The sequence below is a fragment of the Ruegeria sp. C8 genome (assembly GCF_056537565.1).
Map to the genome: position 1 here is coordinate 24,420 of NZ_JBQFRV010000014.1, position 20,260 is coordinate 44,679.

15 protein-coding genes are annotated in these 20,260 nt (G+C 59.3%); 9 read left to right on the forward strand and 6 right to left on the reverse strand.

Features of this window, described 5'->3' with window-relative positions; genetic code table 11:
• Positions 1 to 15 precede the first annotated feature (15 nt).
• The 5 genes from ACR0KL_RS17180 to ACR0KL_RS17200 are packed head-to-tail and all read right to left on the reverse strand — an operon-like array spanning position 16 to position 7,225.
• Positions 16 to 1,359 carry a CoA transferase gene (locus ACR0KL_RS17180; protein ID WP_170676773.1) on the reverse strand — a complete coding sequence of 448 codons (1,344 nt, stop codon included), beginning with the start codon at positions 1,357 to 1,359 and terminating at the stop codon, positions 16 to 18.
• Positions 1,356 to 2,510 (reverse strand): ABC transporter permease, encoded by a 1,155-nt coding sequence (locus ACR0KL_RS17185; protein ID WP_170676775.1) that lies wholly within the window; start codon positions 2,508 to 2,510, stop codon positions 1,356 to 1,358. The genes ACR0KL_RS17180 and ACR0KL_RS17185 overlap by 4 nt, the downstream gene beginning before the upstream one ends.
• Positions 2,507 to 3,535, reverse strand: coding sequence for an ABC transporter permease (locus tag ACR0KL_RS17190; protein WP_170676777.1), 1,029 nt, complete (start codon positions 3,533 to 3,535; stop codon positions 2,507 to 2,509). Before ACR0KL_RS17190 ends, ACR0KL_RS17185 begins: the two co-directional genes overlap by 4 nt.
• 14 nt (positions 3,536 to 3,549) lie before the next feature.
• Positions 3,550 to 5,460: an ABC transporter substrate-binding protein gene (locus ACR0KL_RS17195; protein ID WP_480777312.1), complete on the reverse strand. Its 1,911-nt coding sequence runs from the start codon at positions 5,458 to 5,460 to the stop codon at positions 3,550 to 3,552.
• On the reverse strand, positions 5,453 to 7,225 hold the full coding sequence (locus ACR0KL_RS17200) for an ABC transporter ATP-binding protein (protein ID WP_170676780.1): 1,773 nt from the start codon (positions 7,223 to 7,225) through the stop codon (positions 5,453 to 5,455). Before ACR0KL_RS17200 ends, ACR0KL_RS17195 begins: the two co-directional genes overlap by 8 nt.
• 231 nt (positions 7,226 to 7,456) lie before the next feature.
• On the opposite strand from ACR0KL_RS17200, the gene ACR0KL_RS17205 reads away from it, so the two are divergent.
• The 8 genes from ACR0KL_RS17205 (at position 7,457) to ACR0KL_RS17240 (ending at position 16,637) form a co-directional block, all read left to right on the forward strand.
• Positions 7,457 to 7,954 carry a class I SAM-dependent methyltransferase gene (locus tag ACR0KL_RS17205; protein WP_170676782.1) on the forward strand — a complete coding sequence of 166 codons (498 nt, stop codon included), beginning with the start codon at positions 7,457 to 7,459 and terminating at the stop codon, positions 7,952 to 7,954.
• Between the two features lie 53 nt (positions 7,955 to 8,007).
• The gene (locus tag ACR0KL_RS17210; RefSeq protein ID WP_480777313.1) at positions 8,008 to 9,156 is read left to right on the forward strand and encodes an acetate/propionate family kinase; all 1,149 of its coding nucleotides are present in this window, start codon (positions 8,008 to 8,010) and stop codon (positions 9,154 to 9,156) included.
• Between the two features lie 20 nt (positions 9,157 to 9,176).
• Positions 9,177 to 9,806: a glutathione S-transferase gene (locus ACR0KL_RS17215; RefSeq protein ID WP_170676785.1), complete on the forward strand. Its 630-nt coding sequence runs from the start codon at positions 9,177 to 9,179 to the stop codon at positions 9,804 to 9,806.
• A gap of 112 nt (positions 9,807 to 9,918) precedes the next feature.
• Positions 9,919 to 12,321 (forward strand): GcvT family protein, encoded by a 2,403-nt coding sequence (locus ACR0KL_RS17220; protein ID WP_170676787.1) that lies wholly within the window; start codon positions 9,919 to 9,921, stop codon positions 12,319 to 12,321.
• On the forward strand, positions 12,321 to 13,874 hold the full coding sequence (locus tag ACR0KL_RS17225) for a trimethylamine methyltransferase family protein (RefSeq protein WP_170676789.1): 1,554 nt from the start codon (positions 12,321 to 12,323) through the stop codon (positions 13,872 to 13,874). Before ACR0KL_RS17220 ends, ACR0KL_RS17225 begins: the two co-directional genes overlap by 1 nt.
• On the forward strand, positions 13,875 to 14,549 hold the full coding sequence (locus tag ACR0KL_RS17230) for a TetR/AcrR family transcriptional regulator (RefSeq protein ID WP_170676791.1): 675 nt from the start codon (positions 13,875 to 13,877) through the stop codon (positions 14,547 to 14,549).
• Complete coding sequence (locus ACR0KL_RS17235) at positions 14,546 to 15,850, forward strand: NAD(P)/FAD-dependent oxidoreductase (protein WP_480777314.1); 1,305 nt, start codon at positions 14,546 to 14,548, stop codon at positions 15,848 to 15,850. The genes ACR0KL_RS17230 and ACR0KL_RS17235 overlap by 4 nt, the downstream gene beginning before the upstream one ends.
• Before the next feature lie 55 nt (positions 15,851 to 15,905).
• Entirely contained in the window at positions 15,906 to 16,637 is a 732-nt protein-coding gene (locus ACR0KL_RS17240; protein WP_170676795.1) for a hypothetical protein, read from the forward strand.
• A 4-nt stretch (positions 16,638 to 16,641) separates the two neighbouring features.
• On the opposite strand, the gene ACR0KL_RS17245 is transcribed toward ACR0KL_RS17240, so the two are convergent.
• Complete coding sequence (locus ACR0KL_RS17245) at positions 16,642 to 17,031, reverse strand: DUF3307 domain-containing protein (RefSeq protein WP_170472196.1); 390 nt, start codon at positions 17,029 to 17,031, stop codon at positions 16,642 to 16,644.
• 216 nt (positions 17,032 to 17,247) lie between these two features.
• On the opposite strand from ACR0KL_RS17245, the gene ACR0KL_RS17250 reads away from it, so the two are divergent.
• On the forward strand, positions 17,248 to 20,244 hold the full coding sequence (locus ACR0KL_RS17250; protein ID WP_480554771.1) for an ABC transporter transmembrane domain-containing protein: 2,997 nt from the start codon (positions 17,248 to 17,250) through the stop codon (positions 20,242 to 20,244).
• The last annotated feature ends 16 nt before the right edge of the window (positions 20,245 to 20,260 follow it).

Genomic DNA, 20,260 nt, shown 5'->3' on the forward strand with positions numbered 1-20,260 from the left:
GCGGCGGTTGGCGCGTCAGGGCCAGGTTGGCTCGGATGTGCCCAGTTGTGGGGCGGGCAGGTCCCACCTCATCACCGTCTGACCAATGGTCAGTGCGGGTTTTAGCCGGTGGCCAGGGCCCCATCCGGACTGTTCGGTTTCTTCGCCATAGTCGGATTGGTTGGCCGTGATCGCGTCTTGCCCTGTATCGGTTTTGCCAAGAATGGCTAGCAACTCGGCGGTGCGCGCCAAAGATAGATGGGCGTGCATGATTGAATTTCCCGAGGCTGCCTCGGCGAGTGCAGAAAGGACTGCGGCCGCTATCAGGTATCCGGTCGCATGGTCCAGAGCCTGAACTGGCAGCGGGGTGGGTTTGTCGGCATTTGCCCATTCCATCCCGGCATAGGCAATACCTGCGCTCATCTGAACCAGGCTGTCGAACCCTCTGCGTGTGGCCCAGGGGCCCTGCCAGCCATAGGCGTCCAGAGTGACCTCGACCCGGTTGGGGGCCAGTTCGTCACGCTTTGCTTTGCCAAGCCCCAGGGCGTCAAGCGCGCCGGGGCGGTACCCGTGGATGAATACATCTGCTTGTGACAACAGGTCTTGCAGGTGGGTCAGGCCCTCGGTCGACTTCAGGTCCAGATAGGCGCAGCGTTTGCCCAGCGAGATGTCGGGAATAACGCCCGGCTCATCCCAGCCCGGAGGGTCGACGCGCAGCACAACCGCGCCGAATCCGGCCAATGTGCGGGTTGAGACGGGACCCGCCAGAACGCGGGTCAGGTCTAGGACGCGCAAGCCGGCAAGCGGGCGGTCGGCTGTTGCAGCCTGGCGATCTCGCAGAGTGATCCGACGTGGGTTCTGCCAACTGATCAGTGGATCACGGCTAACGGCGCGGCCTTGGGGGTGTTCCAACCATTCGGCGCGGCTGCGCATGGCGGCTGCGACGCCGCCCTCGGCTACAACAGCGCTTTCCAGGTCAGCGATAGCCCAGCTACGCAGGGCCTGTGAGACCGCGTCGCGGTCTGCTTCGGTACCCAATACCCTTAGGGCGGCAGCGCGGTGGTGGGGCAAGTTGGTGTGCAGCCTGATCCAGCCGTCAGACGCGCGATAGTCGCCTGCGATGGCGTCCCAAAGGCTGGGCATCTCCCAGCCATCGGGTTTGAAGGAATAGCGATACCAGAGCGAAGCGAGGCGGTGATCCACCGTGACCTCTGGCGCGGTTGGTGACAGGTTTGCGGCGGCCATGTATCTGGCCATCTCCCGACCGACCGCGGCGAAACTGGCGGTCGCCAGTTCGGAGACAGCAAAGGCGCTGGGCAAGGTTCCCTCGCCGGTGGTGCGATAGCTGTCGGCCGACGGAAGAGAGGACAGCAGGCTCATTGCTGATATGGGTCCAGACTGTCGCGCAACCCGTCGCCGAGGAAGTTGAAGGCCAGAACGACGACGATGATGGGCAGCATCGGAATGGCCGTCCACGGGTAGATCTCGATCGAGGCGAGGTTCTGCGCGTCGTTCAGCATCACGCCCCAACTCACCGCAGGCGCACGTAGGCCGAGGCCGAGGAAGGACAGCGCGGTTTCACCCAGGATCATCGCGGGAATCGACAGGGTGGCCGACGCGATCAGGTGTGACATGAAGTTCGGTAGCAGGTGCTTTCGGATCACCCGCCCTGAGCTTGCGCCCATCATCTCAGCCGCGCGGACGTATTCTTCCTCTCTCAGGGATAGGAATTTGGCGCGGACGGAACGGGCGAGGCCGGGCCAGTCGAGAATGCCGAGGATGATCGAGATGATGAAGAAAACCGCGACGGGGCTCCAATTCGAGGGCACCGCGGCGGACAAGGCGAGCCAGAGCGGCAGTTCGGGTAGGGATCGCAGGACTTCGATCACACGGTTAATTGTCCAGTCGATGCGCCCTCCGAAATACCCGGCCATCGAGCCGAAGAGGATACCAAGGAAGAACGACACTGAAATGCCGATCAGACCCACGGTCAGCGATAGCTGCGCGCCATAAAGGATGCGGCTGAAGATATCGCGGCCCAGCCGGTCCGAGCCCCATAGGAACAGCGTCGCGCCATCAGGGGCACAGAACAGATGCCTGTCAGAAGGGATGAACCCTGCCAAGCGATACTCCGACCCTTCACAGAAGAACTTGATCGGACGAGGATCCTCGGTGTCTGGAATGAACTTCCACTGGAAGGTCTCAAGATCCGCTTCAGCTGTGATGGGGTAGACATAGGGCCCGATGAACTCGCCCTCGTGGAACCAGTTGATCGACTGGGGCGGGGCGTAGAGGTGCTCTCCGTTCCGGTCATTGGGGCCATAGGGGGCGATGAAGCCTGCAAAGGGCAGCATCAGGTAGCACAGCAGCAGAAAGACGCCCGAAATCAGGCCCAACTTGTGCGTGCGGAATTTGCGCCAGACCAGAACCCAGTTCGGGGCGTCCAGATCGGCGCGCTCGAGTTGCTGGACCGAGGCCTGCGGGTCGAACGGAGCGTCATCAACATAGCGATCATCGGGGCGTTGGGTCATGCGTCTCGCCCCTCATACCGAATGCGCGGGTCGAGTATGACCAGCAGGATGTCCGAGATCATGGTGCCGATCAGGGTCAGCAGGGCCACGAACATCAGGATGAACGCCGACAGGAACTGGTCTTGCGTCTTCAGCGCTGTCAGCAGGGTCGGGCCAATGGTTTGCAGGCCCAACACGACCGATACCAGAACCGAGCCGGACACCATTGAGGGCAACAGGTTCCCGATGTCGGCGACGAACGGGTTGAAGGCCACACGCAACGGATATTTGGTCAGCATCCGCGATGGGGCCATGCCCTTGGCAACGGCTGTCTCAACATAGGGCTTGCCCAGCTCGTCCAGCATGTTCGCGCGCAGACGCTGCATCATGGCCGACGCGCCCGAGGTGCCGATGACGAAGGTCGGCACGATCAGGTGGACAAGGATGGATTTCAACTTGTCCCAACTCATCGGTTCGCCTTCGAATTTGGGGTCCATCAAGCCGCCGATGGGCAGGTTGAAATACTGATGTCCGTAGTAGAACAGGATCAGTGCCAGCAAAAAGTTCGGCGTGGCCAGACCCAAATAGCCGACAAAGGCCGAGGTATAGTCGATCCACGTGCGCGACCGCGCGGCGGCGATCACACCCAAGGGCAGGGCGACAGCGTAGACGAACAGGATCGCGGCAAGATTGACCACAACCGTCAGCCAAAGCGTATCGCCCACGATGTCTGAGACGGGGCGGTCGAACTCAAAAGACCAGCCGTAATTGCCTTGCAGCAGACCTTCGAAGCCGTGGGGGCCGGGCCAGAAGCCCATCCAGATCAGGTATTGCTCCCACATGGGACGATCCAAGGCGTACTCGGCCCGCAGAAATTCGGCCTTGGCAACGCCGGCGGACTGGCCTGAGGCCTGAAGCTCGGCGATCTGATTGCTCAGATAGTCGCCGGGCGGCAGGTTGATGATGACAAATATCAGAACCGAGACCACCAACAGTGTCAGCAGCATCGTGAAGAAGCGATAGACCGCATACCGCAGCATGATCATTTAGCTGCTCCTGCTCAGTCGACCAAAAAGAACTCATCCGGGCGATGGACGCCGAAATGCGCGCCGGGTTCCCACGCCCACATGGCCTGCTCGGGGACATTGCGCAAACGGTTCGAGACGACAATGGGCTGCGGTGCGCCATTCAAAATGCCGATCGCGTATAGCTGGTCAGCGTGGATTTCCAACATCTCGGTCCAGACGGCAGCGCGCTGCTCATCCGTTGTGGCGGTCTCCCAGTCATGGACCAAAGTCATCAAGCGCTCAGCCTCGGGCATGTCGGGGGCCTCACCCACTTCGCCGCCGGTCTGATAGTACTGTCCCCATTTTGGCCAGGCGAGAAACACCTGATCCGTCGGGGCAAGATAGGCAGGCGAGGTGTGGATTTGGGGCAGCCCGTCATCCCAGCCGAACCAGACCGAAGCCATCGTGTTGCCTGCAAAAACCCGGTTGCGCAGGATATCGCGATCCAGCGGGCGCATAACCAGATCGACGCCAATCTCGCGCCATGTGTCGGTGACGATCTGCAGGGCGTTTTCGACCTCCTGCCGCTCACCAGCGGTTTCGATGATTAACTCCATCGGGCGCCCGTCGGGCAGCAGCCTAATGCCGTTCTTGTCGCGCTCGTTCAGCCCAGCCTCGTCCAGCAGTGCGTTCGCCAGATCGGGATCATACTGGGCCCAGGCCTGGGCGTTTTCTTCGCTGTAGAAGGGGGAGGCCGGCAGAACCGCCATCGCGCCCGGTTTTGCCAGTTTGAAATAGAGCGCCTGGTTGATCGTCTTGCGATCAATCCCCAAAGACAGGGCGCGGCGCACGCGCACGTCTCGCATTACGTCCCGCCAAACCTCATCCGCGTAGTTCAGGTTCGGATAGATCGCGATTTGCGAGGCCACTCCGGTTTTCCAAAGCAATGTCTTATAGTTGCCAACCGCCTCACCCTTTTTCAGGATCGAGGCATCTCGGAACGCCAGACCACGCCCCTGCAGGTCGGTCTCACCCGCATTGGTCTTTGCGGCCACCAGTCCCGGTGCCACAATCTCCATCTCGACCACGTCGATATAGGGCAGTTGCACCCCTTTGGAGTCGATACGGTGGTAGTACGGATTGCGGACGAAGTTGTGGCGGATTTTCTTGCCCGAGCTTGCATTCAGCCAGGGCTGAAGCGTGGGCAGCTTATGGTTGTCGAACTTGTAGAGGTTGTCCAGCTTGTTGTGCAGGGCCGCCCAGCTTTTGACGCGGGCATCATCGACCTGCGCGGCCAGATCCTCAGGATCAACATAGTTTTCGTGATATTGTTTCAGAAAAGCCGACGGGCGGTAAATGAAGGGCGGGCGGGCCTGTGCCAGCGTTTGCAGGAAATCTGGGTTCGGATCACCCCATTCGTAGATCACTGTCGTCTCATCCGGGAAAGAGACGGTCGGGGCCTTGCCCTCGACGATCAGAAAATCAGGTGGTCCGGAGGGGCTGAGCAATTCGTTATTGGCGACATCTTCCCACCAATACCGGAAATCTTCCGACGTAAACGGCGAGCCATCCGACCATTTGTGCCCTTCGCGCAAGTGCAGAGTGAACTTGCGGTTCCCGTCATTGTCGAACGAAGCCAAAATGTCGGGTACGATATTGTAATCACCGTCAAAACCAACCAACCGGGCGTAACCGTAGACGACCATCTGCCGGATATCCTTGGACCGGGTTACCATGGTCCGCATTGTGCCGCCGGGGGTGCCGAATTCACGCCCCTTCGCGGCCAGATCCACCACCAGAGGGTCTTTGGGTAGGCGTTCCGAAACCGGGGGCAGATCGCCCGCATTCACCTCAGCCGACCAAAAGCTGCTCTCTTGCGGAACCGGCACATCGGCCAGTGCAGGCAGCGTCCAGCCAAAGGCCAGAGTGGCGGCCAGGATCAGAGGGCGAGTGGTCTTAAACATGGCAACGTACCTTATGGCCCGGTTCCAATTCCACCAGCGAAGGTATCACGGTGTCCGAGAAACGAAAGGCCTCATCCCAACTGTCCGGCGCGCCGGCACCCAGAGAGACCATTTGCAGGTCAATCGGGCGGTTAATGTCGGGTTCTGGTTGAGCGGCAATCAACGCCTTTGTGTAAGGATGGCGCGGATTGTAGAAGAGTGTTTCGGGCGGGGCTTGTTCGACAATCAGCCCCCGACGCATAACGGCAACTTCGTCAGCGATACGGGCCACGACCGCAAGGTCGTGAGAGATGAAGAAATAGGACAGGTTCAGGCTGTCCTGCAGGTTTTCCAAGAGTGTCAGGATTTGTTCCTGAACCGACACATCCAGCGCCGAGGTCGGCTCGTCACAGACGATCAACTGCGGGTCCAGCATCATGGCGCGGGCGATGGACAGGCGCTGTCTCTGCCCACCGGAAAACGCATGCGGATAGCGCTTCAGCATATCCGAGTTCAGCCCCACGCGTTGCAGCATCTCGGCCGCTTTGTCGCGTTGTTCCGAGACGGAACCGATACGGTGTATTTCCAGCGGCTCGGTCATTGCATCCTGAATACGCATCCGTGGACTGAGTGAGCTGTAGGGATCCTGAAACACCATCTGCGCCTTGCGTTGAAACGCGGTGCGTTGGGCGCGGGTCATATGGTGGACCGGGATGGGGTCTTCGCCTTGGGCGGTGCAGAACAGAACCTCTCCGCCAGGATCGGGCAGTTCGGCGCCAAGGGCAATCCGGGCGGCGGTGGTCTTGCCAGAGCCGCTTTCGCCGACAATCGCCAGTGTCTTGCCACGTGCAAGTTTCAGGTCGACGCTGCGACAGGCATGGATCTGTTTGTCTGCCTGCCAGCCCTTGCTGGAGCGCATCGTATAGGTCTTGGAGACCCCTTTCATATGCAGGATCAGGTCCTCGTCCGGCATCGGAATGCCTACGGCGTCCTGATCCGGAATGGCTGGGGCCGCATCGAACAACTGCTTAGTATAGGGATGCGCCGGCGCGGTCAGGATGGGGGCGGCGGGGCCTGCCTCCATCACGCGACCTTTGTGCATGACGACGACCTGCTCGGCCATATTCGCAACTACGCCCAGATCGTGCGTGACAAGGATCAGCGCCATCCCGGTTTCGCGCTGAAGTTCCTTGATCAGGCCCAAAACCTGAGCCTGCGTTGTCACATCCAGCGCAGTAGTAGGCTCGTCTGCAATCAGCAGCTCTGGCTTGGAGACCATCGCCATGGCGATCATAGCGCGCTGGCGCATACCTCCCGACAGCTCGAACGGATAAGAGTCATAAGCCCGCTGAGGGTCTGGAAAGCCCACGCGTTCAAACTGGGTCAGGACTTCCTTACGGGCTTGCGCCTCGGACGCGCCGCGATGCAGCCAGAGGACCTCGCTGACCTGATTGCCGATCTTGTGCAGTGGCGACAAAGATCGCATCGGCTCCTGAAAGATCATCGAGACGCGGTTGCCGCGAATGCTGCGCATCTCCCGCTCGTTGATTTGCGTCAGGTCGGCCTGGCCCTTGGAATCATTCAGAATAATCGAGCCGCTGCGAATCTGCGCCACGCGGGGCAGGATGCGCAACACGGCCCGGCAGGAGATTGTTTTGCCCGAACCCGACTCACCCACCAATGCTAGTGTCTGTCCGGCCTCCACGTCGAAATTCACGTCTCGCACAACTGAATCCGCCGTGCCGAAACCGATGCTGAGATCTCTGACAGACAACAACGCAGTCATTCGGGTTTTCCACCCGTTTGGCCGTAGATGAGCATCGGCTTTTTATTCTCCCCGTTTTTTGACTTACTGTCGCGCGGTTTCACCCGACTCGTCAAACCCGTTCTTAGGCTGAAATGTCGCGGGAATGTGAAACTTTCGCCTCTACAACTACACAAACAGTTGAGTTTTTGCCATCAAGTTCGTGACCAGCACCATTTAAGCTGGCGATGAGTATCAAAGAGAGAATCCCCTGTGTCCGAAAACCAAAGCCGACTGGATCTGTTTATTGACCGCATGGTGTCGCAGCGCGCCTGCCTTGATTTTGCAATCGCGCAGACAAAAGGCATGTCCGGGCCGGTGTTCGAACTGGGCCTGGGTAACGGTCGAACCTACCACCACATGATCCAGTACATTCAGAATCGCCCGGTTTTCGTGTTTGAACGCGCGGTGGCTTCACATCCCGACTCTACCCCGCCCGAGGGTCGGGTGATTTTGGGCGATGTGCGGGACACTCTGCCAGCCTCGGTGGACCGGTTCGGCGCGACGGCCAGCCTGATTCATGCGGATCTGGGTGGGCACAACCGCGAAAAGAACGACGCCTTCGCGCGGTTTGTTTCGCCTTTGATTGAACCGCTTCTGGCGCCGGGTGGCCTGATGGTTTCCAGTGATCGAATGTATTTCAATGCGCTGACTGAATTGCCCTTGCCCGAGGGCGCGGTCGAGGGCCGCTGTTTTATCTACCGGCGGTGACGCCTTAGGCGCGTCCGGGTCCACGAAAAGGCTAAGCAAACCGGAGGAACATAATGCAGGCCATCCTGACGCTGAACGCGGGAAGTTCGACCATCAAATTCGGAGTTTACCGCGCCGACGCTGAACCCGAATTGCTGTGGCACGGGCAGGTGGACAATCTGGGGCCGGTCGCCCAATTGCAAATCAACGGCGACGGGTTTCATGAGACACGTGAGATCGGGCCTGCTGACCACGTGGCCGGGGTCGCGGCGATCTTGCAGAACATCGAGCCTTTGCTTCAATCGGATCTAATCGTCGGTGTAGGCCACCGCATTGTCCACGGCGGACAAACCTTCGAAGGGCCAACGGTTCTGGATGATCACGTGCTGGCCCAACTTGAAACGCTCTCGTCACTGGCCCCGTTGCATCAGCCCCACAATCTGGCGGCCGTCCGCGCTGCACGAACGGCTTTCCCGGGTGCGCAACAGATTGGGTGTTTTGACACCTCCTTTCACGTCGGCCATCCGTTTGTAAACGATGCCTTTGCCATTCCGCGCCGCTTTTATGAGAAAGGCGTTCGGCGCTATGGGTTCCACGGCCTGTCCTACGACTACATTACCGGCAAGATGGCTGAGGATTTCCCGGATCTGGCAGCAGGCCGGGTGGTTATCGCGCATCTGGGCAACGGGGCCTCGATGTGCGCTGTGGCCAACGGAAAGAGTATCGGCTCAACCATGGGTTTTTCCGCGCTTGATGGGCTGCCTATGGGGACCCGTTGCGGTCAGCTTGATCCCGGCGTGTTGCTCTATCTGATGGAGCAAGGTCACTCTGCCGAGGCGATCACGCATATCCTCTACAAGAAAAGTGGCCTGCTAGGCCTTAGCGGGATCAGCCACGATATGCGCACATTGCTTGAAAGCGATGATCCCCACGCGCGTGAGGCGATAGACTATTATGTCTTCCGGATCAGGCGGGAACTGGGTGCGATGGCGGCTATTCTTGGAGGTGTTGATGCGGTGGTGTTCTGCGGCGGCATTGGTGAGAACGCTGCGCCTATTCGCCAGAGCGTGCTGGATGGGATGGGATTTCTCAACATCCATCTGGACGCCGAGGTCAACGTCCAAAACGCGACGGTGATTTCAGATGGCGGTATACCCGTGCTCGTGATCCCAACCGACGAAGAACGGGTGATCGCGCGGGCGGTCGCCAAGGCTTTGAGCTAAACACGACAGAGGGAAAACGGATGATCTTTTACGACTGCGCCACTGCTCCGAATCCGCGCCGCGCGCGTATGTTCATTGCCGAAAAAGGCTTGGAGATCGAAACCCGGCAAATCTCGATCGCGGAGGGAGAGCAGTTGAGCGATGCTTTTCGCGCAGTTAACCCTCGGGCCACGATCCCTGTGCTGGTGACCGATGAAGGCACGGTTCTGACCGAGAACCTTGGGATTGCTGCGTATCTTGAGGCGCAGAGCCCGGAACCCCCATTGATGGGCAAGACGCCGGATGAAAAGGGCCGTGTTCTGATGTGGAACGCAATCGCTGAGCAGCAAGGCGGCATGCCCATTGCCGAGGCTCTGCGCAACGGCCATCCTGCTTTCAAGGATCGTCCTATTCCGGGACCAGAGAACTATCCGCAGATCCCCGAGCTTGCGCAACGGGGTCGCGACAGGGTGGCGGCGTTTTTCGATTTGCTCGAGGACCATTTGCAAGACAGTCCGTTTTTAGCGGGCCAGGATTTTTCCTTCGCCGATATCACCGGGTTCGTCTTTGTCGATTTCGCCCGAGTGATCAAAATGCGTATCCCGGAAGCAAGTACCGCGACTCAAGCCTGGTTCGACACGATCAAATCCCGGCCCAGCGCCAGCCTTTAACAGGCACCTGAATTGGCCGAAACAAGCTTGCGCTCGACACTGTACAGAAATGTCTAGACAGAAGTGAACAGTGCCTCTAGCGTTTCACCCGAGTCGTGCAGCGGAGGGCAGGATGAAATCTCAGTATCGCGTTGTGGTCATCGGGGGCGGGGTCGTTGGGGCCTCGGTCCTGTATCATCTGGCCAAGTTCGGCTGGTCGGACGTCGTCATGTTGGAGCGGCGTAGGCTGGCCTCTGGGTCATCCTGGCACGCGGCGGGCGGTATTCACGCCTTAAACGCGGATCCGAATATGGCGTCCTTGCAGGCCTATACCATTGACCTGCTCAGTGAGATCGAAAAGGAATCCGGGCAAAATATCGGCCTGCACATGACTGGCGGTTTGACGCTGGCTGGCACCCCGGAACGCTGGGAATGGCTGCAGGCAAACTACCGCATCTTCCAATCCATCGGAATCGATGATTGCGAGCTTCTGACCCCGGACGAGGCACAGAAACGCTGTCCGATTATGTCCACCGATGGTGTGTTGGGCGCGATGTGGGCGGATCGCGAGGGTTATATTGACACGACCGGCACGGTGCAGGCCTACGCGACGGCTGCAAAAAAGCGTGGTGCGGAGTACTATGAGGAAACCAAGGTCGAAAGCCTGACGCAGACCGCCGATGGCTGGCAGGTCGTGACCGACAAGGGCACGATCACCTGCGAGCATGTGGTGAACGCAGCGGGCCTTTGGGCCAAGCAGGTGGGCCGGATGGCCGGAGTGGAGCTGCCGGTCTCTCCGCTTAAACACCATTACCTGATCACCGACACGGTCCCCGAGGTTGCCGAAGCCGAGTTCGAGATGCCGATGACTGTCGACCTCGAAGGCTTCACCTATATGCGGCAGGACCAGAAGGGCGTTCTGGTTGGCATCTATGAGGTCGACCATGAACACTGGGCCATGGACGGTGCGCCTTGGAACTATGGTGAGGAACTGTTTCAGGAACAGCTCGACCGCATCGAGAACGAGCTGACGCTGGGCTTTGAGCGCTATCCCTCGATCCAGAATGTCGGCATCAAGACATGGGTCAATGGCGCGTTTACCTTCTCGCCCGACGGGAATCCTCTGGTCGGCCCGGTTCCGGGCAAGCGTGGCTACTGGTCGGCCTGCGCCGTGATGGCCGGGTTCCTGCAGGGCGGCGGCGTTGGCAAAACTCTGGCCGAGTGGATGATCCACGGCGAGCCAGAGGCCGACGCGTGGCCAATGGACGTCGCCCGCTATGGCGATTTCGCGCAGAACAAACGCTACATCCGCGAAACGACCGGTCAGTTCTACTCGCGCCGTTTCGTGATGACCTACCCGAATGAGCAACTGCCGGCAGGCCGTCCGCTGAAAATGGCCCCGGCCCATGATGCGATGACAGAGGCCGGGTGCAAGTGGGGCGTCAGCTGGGATCTGGAGGTGCCGCTCTATTTCGCGCCCAAAGGGTTCGAGGAAACGCCGACACTCAAGCGGTCGAACGCCCATGACATCGTGGCAGAGGAATGCAAGGCGATCCGCGAAGGTGCGGGCCTGCTGGATATCTCGGGCTTCTCGCGGTTCAAGGTGACGGGCCCGAATGCGCAGGCCTGGCTGGACAAGGTCATGGCCTCGAAACTGCCGGGGCCGGGGCGCGCCAAGCTGGCGCCGATGCTGGGTGAGACCGGGCGGCTCAAAGGCGACCTGACTGTGTTGAACTGGGGTGACGGAACATGGTGGATCATGGGCAGTTACTATCTACGCGCGTGGCATTTGCGCTGGTTCAACGAACACATGATGGAGGGTGTGACTGTCCGTGATCTGGGCGAGGAATATTGCGGCTGTGCTGTGGTCGGCCCGAAATCGCAAGCCGTGATTGAGAAGCTGGCGGAACAGGATATCTCGGGCCTGAAATTCATGGGCTGCGGGGATTTCGATATCGGTCTGGTCCGCGCCCGCGTCGCCCGCATGTCTGTAACCGGCGAAAAGGGCTATGAGATCAACTGTCGCTATGGCGATCACATCAAGCTGCGCCGGATGCTGTTGGAGGCAGGTGCTGACGAAGGCATCCGCGAATGCGGGTTCAATGCCATGCTCTCAACCCGGTTGGAGAAGAGTTTCGGCATCTGGTCCGCCGAGTTTACCCAAGCCTACACGCCGGGCATGACCGGAATGGATCGCTGGATCGACTGGGAAAAGGATTTCGTCGGTAAACAGGCCGCCTTGGCCGAACGTGACGGCAATGGCCCGGCTCAGATTCAGGTGACGCTTGAGGTCGATGCCGTGGATGCCGACGCCAGCGGGTATGAGCCGATCTGGTCCAATGGCGAGCGCGTGGGTTTTGTCACCTCGGGCGGCTACGGCCACTACACGGGCAAGTCCCTGGCGATGGCATTGATCAATCGCGACAAGGCCGAACCCGGGACGGAGTTGACCGTGCATGTGGTTGGTGTGGAACGGCCTGCGCGCGTGGTTGCGCCATCTCCTTACGATCCGCAGGGCAAGGCGATGAGGGGCTGATGGTGATCTCGCAGACATCCGAGCGTGGTCGGCGACGGCGCGGGCGGGGTGCAGACGCTGCCCCACCGCCCTCGCGCGATGTAAACTACCGCCAGCTGCGCAACCCTTTCCCGCAAATGGAGGTGTTCCCCGAAGATCAGATCGCGGACATGCACGAAACGGCGCTGCGTGTATTGCAGGAACTTGGGGTGAGAGTTCTGCTGCCTGAAGCCCGCCGCATCTTTGCCAAGGCTGGTGCGCGTGTGGACGAAGACACTCAGATGGTCTTTATCGGGCGCGATCTGGTTGAGGCCGCCGTGGCCTCGGCCCCCAAATCCATCGTGTGTCGCGCCGGGGCGCGGGACCGCGATTTTACCCTCGAACTGGGTTCGCTAGTGTTTCAACCGGGTGCAGGTGCCCCGAACGCAACCGATCTGGAACGGGGCAGGCGACCGGCGTCGGGTCAGGATTACATTGAATTCCTGAAGCTGACGCATCACTTCGACGTCTTCCAGATGATTTCGCCTCAGGTCGAGCCGCAGGATGTGCCGACCCATCTTCGCCACTATTTCACAACGCAGGCGCAGATGGAGTTGACGGATAAGTTCCCCTTCTTCTTCTCGCGCGGCACCCCACAGGTGTTGGACAGTTTTGAGATGCTGTCTATCGCGCGAGGGCTTTCGGATGATGAATTCCGGGGCAACGCGCATTGCTATACGATCATCAACACCAACAGCCCGCGCACGCTGGATATCCCGATGGCGCAAGGGCTGATCGATTTTGCGCGACATGGTCAGATGTCGATCGTCACGCCGTTCACCCTGATGGGGGCGATGGCCCCGATCACGGTCGCGGGGGCCATCACGCTTTCCCATGCCGAGGCTCTGGCGGCCGTGACACTGACGCAATTGACCAACCCGGGCGCGCCGGTCTGCTATGGAACCTTCACCAGCAACGTCGACATGAAATCCGGCGCTCCGGCCTTTGGGACGCCATCGCATTTTCAGGCGTCTTTGGCGGCAGGCCAACTGGCACGGTTCCTAGGCCTGCCCTGGCGGTCGGCGGCCGGGTCGGCCTCGAACATCAACGATGTACAGGCCGCGAATGAAAACCAATTTGGCCTCTGGGGCTGTTTGATGGCCGGGGCGACGGTGATCATCCACTCGGCAGGCTGGCTCGAAGGCGGGCTGTCCGTGTCGTTTGAGAAGATGATCTGTGATGCCGAAGTGCTGAACATGGTGGCTGAGCTCTGTGCTGGCGCGCAGGCCGGACAGGCCGAGATCGGCTTTGACACCGCGCTGAGTGAGGTTGACCCCAGCGGGCATTTCTTTGCCTCGTCCCAGACGATGGATCGCTACAATACCGAATTCTACCAGCCTCATGTTCACGACTACGCCAATTTCGGCACCTGGACCGAGCGTGGATCTGTCGATGCCAATCAGCGTGCAACGGGTGTCTGGAAAGGCATCCTGAATGATTTCAAACCGCCCGCAGGCGATAGCGATCGGCTCGGGGCCTTGCACGATTTCATCGCGAAGCGAACTGCCGAAGGCGGCGCGCCGCCGGAGAGTTGAATGAGCACCAAACCGATCCTGCACCGCGATGACCCCAAGGCAGAGCCTCTGGTCGGCAACATCAAAGTCACGCGAGATGACTGGCTGAATGTGGCGATGGACGTGCTGATCTCGGACGGGGTGGATCAGATTAAGGTCATGAACCTGGCCGAGCGCATGGCCGTGTCCCGCTCGTCTTTCTATTGGTACTTCAAATCGCGGCAGGAACTTCTTGATGCTTTGCTGGCGCGGTGGCAGGCGACCAATACGGCGGCGTTGATCGCGCAGTCCGAGGCCCCGGCCGATACAATTACCAGCGCGGTCTGCAACGTGCAGCGATGCGTGGTGAACACGGATTTGTTCGACACGGCACTGGACTTTGCCATCCGGGACTGGGCCCGCAAATCGGGCAAAGTGCGCAATGCGCTGGATCAGTCCGATGCACGACGCCTCAAAGCACTGCACGCGATGTTTGCGCGGTTTGGCTATTCGGACATTGAGGCCGAAACCCGGGCGCGCGTCCTTTACTACATGCAAATCGGGTATGATTTGGCGCAGCTGAATGAGCCAATGGAAACGCGTCTAGCGCTTGTGCCTCACTACCTGCATGCTTTCACAGGGGTTCAGCCTCGGGCCGAGGAAATTGAAGAATTTCGCGCTTATTCCAAGCGCTATTGGGAAGGAAAGACAGAATGAGCCAACCAGATGCAATCATAATCGGGACAGGCGTCATTGGCGCGGCCATCGCGTTCGAGATGTCCAAGTCCGGATGGAAAACCCTTTCGCTGGACCGCAATACGCAGGTTGGCCATGGCTCGACCGCGGGGTCCTGCGCGATCATCCGCATGCACTATTCGACGTTTGACGGCACGGCTTTCGCGTGGGAGGGCTACCATTATTGGCGCGATTGGGCCGCGTATCTGGGCCTGCCCGCAGATGCCAATCTGGCGCAGTTCCGCGAGACTGGGTGTCTGGTGATGAAAACAGACGCCAACGGGATGCTGGAAAAGCATATGCAAAACAGTGCGGATCTGGACTGCCCGTTCGAGGAATGGTCGCCCACGACGGTCACGGAACGCTTGCCGGTCTATTCTCTGGAAAGCTTCGCCCCCGCGCGCCGGATGGACGACCCGGAGTTCGGACAACCGAATGGGCGCAAAATGCAGGGCGGTGTGTTCTGGCCTCAGGCAGGCTATGTAACCGATCCGGCGCTTTCGGCGCAGAACCTGATGGATGCGGCAATTCAGAACGGGGCTGAGCTGCGCACCGGGGCTGAGGTTGTTGAAATCCTGCTAGAGGATGGGCGCGTGGCTGGTGTCAAACTGGCTACGGGCGAAGAAATTCGCGCCAAGGTCGTGGTAAACGTGGCCGGGCCTGGATCGGCCATTATCAACGGCATGGCTGGCGTTCTGGACGACATGACCATCGAAACCCGTCCTCTGCGGCAGGAAGTGGTCCACGTTCCCGCGCCTGAGGGGTTCGATTTCGAAAACAACGGAACCATTGTCTCGGATAGTGACATCGCCTGCTACTGCCGCCCCGAGCATGGCAACCATATCCTCGTGGGGTCCGAGGATCCCGAATGCGATCCGCATCAATGGTGCGAGGATGACAAGACATATAACCGCGATTTCACCGACCAGTGGACGACGCAGGCGATGCGCTATGCGCAGCGGGTACCGAGCCTTGGTATTCCGTCCAAAACGCGGGGCGTGGTTGACCTCTATGATGCGTCGACCGATTGGATTCCGATCTACGATAAATCCAGCCTACCGGGGTTCTACATGGCCTGTGGCACTAGCGGAAACCAATACAAAAACGCTCCGATTGCGGGCAAGATGATGACGGCTCTGATCGACTATTGCGAGGGCGGTGCTGACCACGATGCTGAACCGCTGCAGTTCGAACTGCCTTACATCAAGCGCGTGATTGATGTGGGATTCTATTCGCGCAACCGCCCGATCAACGAAGAAAGCAGTTTTTCGGTCCTGGGGTAGTCAGCCCGACAATTGGCCCTAACATAACGTAAATGCGAAAAGGAGCGGATACGTGATGCCTCAGACGCCAAACAAAGTTCTGATCCTTGGCAGTGCGCCGTCAGCGGTGGCTGCCCGGGATTGGGATCGGACGCCGTTCACGCATATCGTGGCCATCAACAACGCATGGCGCATTCGTCCGGATTGGGACATCCTGATCCACCCTGAGGATTTTCCGCCGGAAAACCGACCCAGAACTCTGACGAAAGACCAAAGGATCGTGACAGCCGAAGACTATGTGCCTCGGCAAAACGCTTATGGCGGTTTTGTCTATGCGGGCGGCACCATGGCGTTTACCGCGGGCTATTGGGCGCTATCAGCCCTCAAACCTTCTATGATTGCCTATTTTGGTTGCGATATGGTTTACCCCGGATCTGGGAAGACGCATTTCTATGGCAACGGAACCGCTGATCCGCTGCGTGCCGACATCTCGTTGCGGTCGCTTGAGGCGAAGTCGGCCAGATTGGGCGTGTTTGCCGCCGCGCAGGGCTGTCGCATGGTGCGCTTGACCGAGGGTGAAAGCAGGCTGCTCTATCCATCGCTTCGCGCGTCACGGATGGAAGACGCACCGATGCCGTCGACCGTTGGCGCGCATGACGCATTGGAGGCCGAAGTTCGCCTCGGCTACTATGTGCCATCAGGGAGGTATTGGGAATCCGAGCAGCATTTCGATCCGGACGAATTGGATGCAGTGGACCGTCTTTGGATATCCGCCTACCAAATCGCGCAAATGGACCGCGTTGCTTAAGACCTCAGACGGCGAAAGTGATCCAAGCCCAAACCATGGCAATATAGGTCAGGCTGTGCATCAGCTGGTCCAGACCAGTTGCCCGCCAGAATGCGGCTTGATTGGGCTGTAGCTTTTTCTTGTCAGAATAGCTGGCCTTGGCGAAATCAATATTGAAGTGGATGATCCATTCTAGGGCCGAGATGATCAGGATAAAGCTGATCGGTGCTCCAAACAGCAAAAAAATAAGGGCCGAGCCCACAACATGCACCCCTGCATGTTGCGCGCGTCCCAAATGAAAATACTCGCCACGCCCGGTCAGCATCTTGGGCGTCTGTAGATAGAAGTCCGCGAACATATGTTTGATCTGCAACAAGCAGAGCAACAGCAACACGGCACCATAGCTTTCGGGCAAACGTATCCTCCCGATATCGTCCTAAAGGGAACTCTAGGCGCTAAAATGCGTGTAGGCAAATGAACTAGTTCACACATGCGCAAAGATTGGCACTTTGTCGGAAACTATTTGCCTAGCAAAGCAAGATTACTGTAAATTCAGACTGTTAATTTTCCGTGCATCGTTTCGAAACCGGATCATTGATCAAAAGCAGGGACAGGTTCCATAGAACGCACGATTTTCCGCTTCATCTGGAAATACTCCAAGCGCGACCAGTTGATCCTGCTGGCCGTGACCTCGACGTTGTTTCCGCTGCTCTATCTCACGCTTGAGCTGCCCAAGCGCATTATCAATGACGCGATTGGTGCCTCGAGCAGCGTGGTTCAGGTTTGGGGCTACAGCCTGCAGCAGACGAATTTCCTGATCATTCTCTGCTTTGCCTTTCTGGCGGCGGTGCTGGCCCACGGCCTGATGAAAATGCGCATCAACACAATGAAAGGTGTCCTGAGCGAGCGTATGTTGCGCCGCTTTCGCTATCAGTTGATCAGCCGCGCCCTTCGCTTTCCTCAGCCCTATTTCGAGCGGGTAAGCCAGGGTGAGATGGTCTCGATGATAACTGCCGAAAGCGAACCGATGGGCGGGTTGATGGGGGATGCGATCAGCCAGCCGGTTCTGCAAGCCGGGCAGATGATCACCATCTTGTCGTTTCTGTTCCTGCAAAGCGTTTGGTTCGGTCTGGCTGCGGTGGCGCTGATCCCTGTGCAGGCCTGGTTGATTCCCAAGCTGCAGCGCCAGATCAACCTTCTCAACAAAAAGCGCATTCAGGAGGTGCGTATCCTTGCCGCTCAGATTGGCGAGAACGCGGCTGGGGCCTCGACCCTGCGCGCAAATGGGGGCTGGCGGTATCGCAGGGCCATGATCTCGGATCAATTGGGGCGGCTCTTCGGGATCCGGTTCGAGATCTACCAGAAGAAGTTCTTTATGAAGTTCATAAACAACTTCATTTCACAGCTGACGCCGTTCATGTTTTATCTGGTGGGCGGTCTGCTGGTCCTCCAAGGCTCGGTCTCGTTGGGCGCGCTGGTGGCGGCGTTGGCGGCGTATAAGGATCTCAGCTCTCCGTGGAAGGAACTGCTGACCTACTACAACCAGACGCAGGACATGTCGTTGCGTTGGGATGTGGTGATCGAACGGTTCGCGCCGGCCGGAATGCAGGATGAAGCGTTGTTTGAGGGTGAGCCAAAGACCCGCCCGCATCTTGATGGCGACATCGCACTGGATCGGGTGTCGGTGCGCGACATGGACGGAAACCAGATCCTGGACGATCTTAACCTGACCTTCCCGCATGGAAAGACAATCGGCATCGCCGCGCCTAGCGAAGAAGACCGCCGCGCCATTGCCGAGCTGCTGACCCGTGAAATCCTGCCGAGCGCTGGGCGTGTCCGCATTGGCGAGCAGAATCTGGCCGAACTGCATCAGGGCGTCGTCGCCGCGCGGATCGGCTATGCGTCATCGCGGCCGGTGATGTTTCAGGGAACGCTGGGCGATAATGTGATGATGCCGATGCGCTACAAGCCCCTGTCGGAGGGGGGCGACGATCCCGGATTTGCCGAAACCTTGCGGGCGGGCAACAGCGCCGACCCTTTCAGGGCTGAGTGGCTGGACCCGTCTCTCGCTGGGCTGGAATCGGCGGATGCCCTGCGAGATTGGTGGCTGCAACTGATTGATGGAATGGGGTCAGGCGCGGCCTTGTTCCAGCGCGGGGCCGAGCAGGTTTTCGACGCTGCACTGCATCCGGAACTGGCGCAGAAACTGGTCAAGCTGCGACCGTTGGTGCAGCAGGCGGTGAAGAAGGCAGGGCTTGAGCAGCAGGCGCTGATCTTCGACAAGTCCATCTATAACCCGGCCTTGCCCGTGGCCGAGAACCTTCTTTTTGCCACGCCCCGTGTACCGGTCACGCAAGCGCTGTTGGCACAGCAGAGAGTCTTTCTGGGTCAGTTGCGCGAACTGGGGTTGGACGAGACTCTTATCGCGCTGACCCGTGATGTGATCGACATGCTGCGCCAGATCTTTGGCCTGGATGGAACAGATCACCCGCTGTTTCGCAAGTTGGGACTTGAGGCGCAGACCTATGAAACAGCCGTCGAACTGGTCGAGCGCACCCGCAAGGAAGGCGCTGAGGGGTTGGACGACGAACAACTGGCAACATTGCTGGCGGTGCCTCTGGTCGTCTCGGCTGAACAGATCGGCCCGGCCTTTTCGGATGAGTTAAAGGATCGTATTCTGGAGCTGCGCCACAGCCACTCGGAAAAGCTGATGCGGCCGTTGATGGACGTCTTCGTGCCGCTGGACCCTGAGGCCGTCGCGCCCGGCCTGACCGTGATGGAGAACGCGCTGTTCGGCAAGGTCAGCGAGATCGGCGGCGCGCGCTCGGACGAGGTGCGCAAGCTGATCGTTGATGTTCTGGCCGAACACGGCGCGCGTCCGTTGGTAGTCGAGCTGATCTATGACGTGCCGGTCGCGCTGGGCGGTCAGAACCTGCCCGCAGTCTTTGCCGAACCCCTGGCGTTCACCCGTGCGACGATCAAGAAGCCGGACATTCTGATTTTGGAAAACGCGCTGGCCAGCTATGACATGCAGACGCAGGTCGCGGTCTACAAAAACCTGCGCGCGCTGTTGCCTGAGACCACGGTCATCTATCTGAACGATCAATTCCAAAACCCCGATGTCTTCGACATGTATGTCGAGATACGGCAAGGTCGGGTTGTCACAGATGAAGGACCGGGGGACGTGGAAGAGGATAGTGCCGCCTCGGCCGACTTGGCCCGCAAGCTGCGCGCCCTAGAGCAGACGCCGCTGTTTTCCGGCCTTGATCGGCGACAGTTGCGCCTGCTGGCTTTTGGTGCGCGGTGGTTTGATGCCTCTGCCGGGCAGGTGATCTTCCTTAAGGATGACCAACCGACGGATGGTGCCTACGTTGTTCTTGAAGGCGAGGCGGGCCTATACCTGCCCAAATCAGGCACGCCGGATGAGCTGATCCTACGCGTCGGCCCCGGGGCATTGGTTGGGGAGCTGGGCTTGATCCGCAAAGAGCCCCGCGCGTTGAGCATGGTGGCCGAAACCGACCTGTCCTGCTTGCGCATCGGGGAAGAGGAATTCCTGGCCGTGGTCGAAAACGACGCGGCGACGGCGTTCAAGCTGCTGCAGGTGGTTGCGGGATATGTCTCGAACTAGCGCCGTTCCGGGTTAA

What these genes read in the sequence shown, in the direction of transcription:
- ACR0KL_RS17180 (WP_170676773.1), bottom strand. Translation starts at nt 1,359, where the DNA reads ATGAGCCTGCTGTCCTCTCTTCCGTCGGCCGACAGCTATCGCACCACC.
- ACR0KL_RS17185 (WP_170676775.1), bottom strand. Translation starts at nt 2,510, where the DNA reads ATGACCCAACGCCCCGATGATCGCTATGTTGATGACGCTCCGTTCGAC.
- ACR0KL_RS17190 (WP_170676777.1), bottom strand. Translation starts at nt 3,535, where the DNA reads ATGATCATGCTGCGGTATGCGGTCTATCGCTTCTTCACGATGCTGCTG.
- ACR0KL_RS17195 (WP_480777312.1), bottom strand. Translation starts at nt 5,460, where the DNA reads ATGTTTAAGACCACTCGCCCTCTGATCCTGGCCGCCACTCTGGCCTTT.
- ACR0KL_RS17200 (WP_170676780.1), bottom strand. Translation starts at nt 7,225, where the DNA reads ATGACTGCGTTGTTGTCTGTCAGAGATCTCAGCATCGGTTTCGGCACG.
- ACR0KL_RS17210 (WP_480777313.1), top strand. Translation starts at nt 8,008, where the DNA reads ATGCAGGCCATCCTGACGCTGAACGCGGGAAGTTCGACCATCAAATTC.
- ACR0KL_RS17215 (WP_170676785.1), top strand. Translation starts at nt 9,177, where the DNA reads ATGATCTTTTACGACTGCGCCACTGCTCCGAATCCGCGCCGCGCGCGT.
- ACR0KL_RS17220 (WP_170676787.1), top strand. Translation starts at nt 9,919, where the DNA reads ATGAAATCTCAGTATCGCGTTGTGGTCATCGGGGGCGGGGTCGTTGGG.
- ACR0KL_RS17225 (WP_170676789.1), top strand. Translation starts at nt 12,321, where the DNA reads ATGGTGATCTCGCAGACATCCGAGCGTGGTCGGCGACGGCGCGGGCGG.
- ACR0KL_RS17230 (WP_170676791.1), top strand. Translation starts at nt 13,875, where the DNA reads ATGAGCACCAAACCGATCCTGCACCGCGATGACCCCAAGGCAGAGCCT.
- ACR0KL_RS17235 (WP_480777314.1), top strand. Translation starts at nt 14,546, where the DNA reads ATGAGCCAACCAGATGCAATCATAATCGGGACAGGCGTCATTGGCGCG.
- ACR0KL_RS17240 (WP_170676795.1), top strand. Translation starts at nt 15,906, where the DNA reads ATGCCTCAGACGCCAAACAAAGTTCTGATCCTTGGCAGTGCGCCGTCA.